Origin of the sequence: Dietzia sp. CW19 (assembly GCF_014145265.1) — a bacterium.
Taxonomy (GTDB): Bacteria; Actinomycetota; Actinomycetes; order Mycobacteriales; family Mycobacteriaceae; genus Dietzia; species Dietzia natronolimnaea.
In genome coordinates this window covers 1-2,264 of record NZ_JAALEE010000487.1, presented here as the reverse complement: position 1 = coordinate 2,264, position 2,264 = coordinate 1, and the positions used below count along the sequence as shown (strand labels likewise).

General features: G+C 70.1%; 2 protein-coding genes. One reads left to right on the top strand and one right to left on the bottom strand.

Going from position 1 to position 2,264, the window contains the following annotated elements:
* Positions 1 to 1,225 (bottom strand): aldehyde dehydrogenase family protein (locus G6021_RS13875; protein WP_182610404.1); only part of this gene is annotated, 1,225 nt, incomplete at its 3' end.
* A 214-nt stretch (positions 1,226 to 1,439) separates the two neighbouring features.
* On the opposite strand from G6021_RS13875, the gene mftM reads away from it, so the two are divergent.
* Positions 1,440 to 2,264 (top strand): mycofactocin oligosaccharide methyltransferase MftM (mftM, locus tag G6021_RS13870; RefSeq protein WP_182641538.1); only part of this gene is annotated, 825 nt, incomplete at its 3' end.

The window sequence follows — 2,264 nt, the reverse complement described above, 5'->3', positions numbered from 1 at the left end:
GCACGGGCCCGAAGATCTCCTCCTGGAACAGCCGCATCTTGTTGTGGCCGCGGAAGACGGTCGGCTGCACGTAGAAGCCGCCCGCGAGATCGCCCTCGAGCTCCGCTCGTCCGCCGCCGGTGAGGACGTCCGCGCCCTCCTGCTTGCCGATGTCGATGTAGGACAGGATCTTCTCCAACTGGTCATTGGAGGCCTGCGCGCCGAGCATCGTGTCGGTGTCGAGCGGATTGCCCTGCGTGATCTTGTTGGTGCGCTCGATCGCGAGCTCGCTGAACTCGTCGAAGACCGACCTCTGCACGAGCGCGCGTGACGGGCACGTGCACACCTCGCCCTGGTTGAGGCCGAACATCGCGAAGCCCTCGAGCGCGGCCTGACGGAAGTCGTCGTCGGCGTCCATGACGTCCTCGAAGAAGATGTTGGGGCTCTTGCCGCCCAACTCGAGGGTCACCGGGATGAGGTTCTCCGAGGCGTACTGCATGATCAGGCGTCCGGTGGTGGTCTCACCGGTGAAGGCGACCTTGCGGATGCGGGGGTTGGAGGCCAGCGGCTTGCCGGCCTCGGTGCCGAATCCGTTGACCACGTTCACGACGCCGGGCGGGAGCAGGTCGCCGATCACGGACATGAGGAACAGGATCGACGCCGGGGTCTGCTCGGCGGGCTTGAGCACCACGCAGTTACCCGCGGCCAGGGCCGGGGCGAGCTTCCACACCGCCATGAGGACCGGGAAGTTCCACGGGATGATCTGTCCGACCACGCCGAGCGGCTCGTGGAAGTGGTACGCCACCGTGTCCTCGTCGATCTGCGAGATCCCGCCCTCCTGGGCGCGGATGCAGCCGGCGAAGTAGCGGAAGTGATCGATCGCCAGCGGGATGTCGGCGGCCAGGCACTCGCGGATCGGCTTGCCGTTGTCCCACGACTCGGCCAGCGCGATGGCCTCGAGGTTCTCCTCCATCCGGTCGGCGATCCGGAGCAGGACCAGCGAGCGCTCCGCGGCGGAGGTGGCGTTCCACCCGGGGGCGGCGGCCCACGCGGCGTCCAGGGCCGCCTCGATGTCCTCGGACGTGCCGCGGCCGACCTCGCAGAAGACCTGGCCGGTGATCGGGGTGACGTTCTCGAAGTACTCGCCCTTGACGGGTGCCACCCACTCGCCGCCGATGAAATGGTCGTAGCGGCTCTTGTAGGACATCACCGAACCATCGGCGCCGGGCTGTGCGAAAACGGGCATCGTGCCCCTCCTTCTCCTCCGCGCGACCCCCGTGGTCGTCGCTGTGATGTAGGACACTATGCGCGGCGGGGTTGCAGCAACGTTGCACGCGGGCCGGCCCGAGCCGATCGCGTGCGGCCACTGCCCGACCGGGCAGGGCCGGACCCGTTCGACCTGCCGGAATCCACTGAATCCTCTCGCCGCGGACCTCCCGCTCGCCCTACCGTCTGCCCCCATGGAGACCACAGCGACCCGCGGGACGAGCCGGACGATCTCGGCGATCCGGGGCGGACCGGGCCGGCGCTTCGGGGTGTTCACCGTGATCGCCGACGACCGTCGGGTGCGGATCGGGCACGACCTCGACGACGACGAAGTCAGCGAGGCGCTGATCCCGGCCATGGCCCGCGACCTGCTCGCCACCGGGGTCCTGCACACCGTCGACGAGTTCCACCGGGCCGTGACCGCGCTCGTGACCTGCCGGGACGCGAGCTGGGAGGAGTGCTGGTCCGCCTACTACCGGTCGTCGATCTCGGCACTGGCCAGCGGCGTCTGCCCGTTCTCCCCGGTGCACGACCGGGCGGTGGCGGAGATGGTCGGCGACTCCGCGGTGGAGATCGGGTGTTGCTTCGGGTTCCTGTCCCTGCGGCTCGCCCGCGAGGGTGTCAGGACCATCGCCGTGGACCTCGACCCCTCCGTCCTCGGGTTGCTCCGGACCTGCGCACCCGTCGGCGCCGCCCGGCCCACGCCCGTCTGCCTCGACGCCCGGACGACCCCACTGGCCCCGGCCGCCGCGGACACCGTCTACCTCGTCCACGTCCTCGAGCATCTGGACGAGGACGCCGGCTGGGACATGGTCCGCGACGCACTCCGTCTGGCGCGGAGACGCCTGGTGATCGCCGTGCCCTTCGAGGCCGTCGCCGTGGCGCAGTACGGCCATGTCCGGACCTTCGACGTCCCCACGCTGACGGCACTCGCCGCCCGGATCGCGGCTGTCGGTGACGGCCGGGCCTCCGGTGTGCGGACCCGGGTCGACCAGCACCACGGCGGGTGGCTCGTGGTC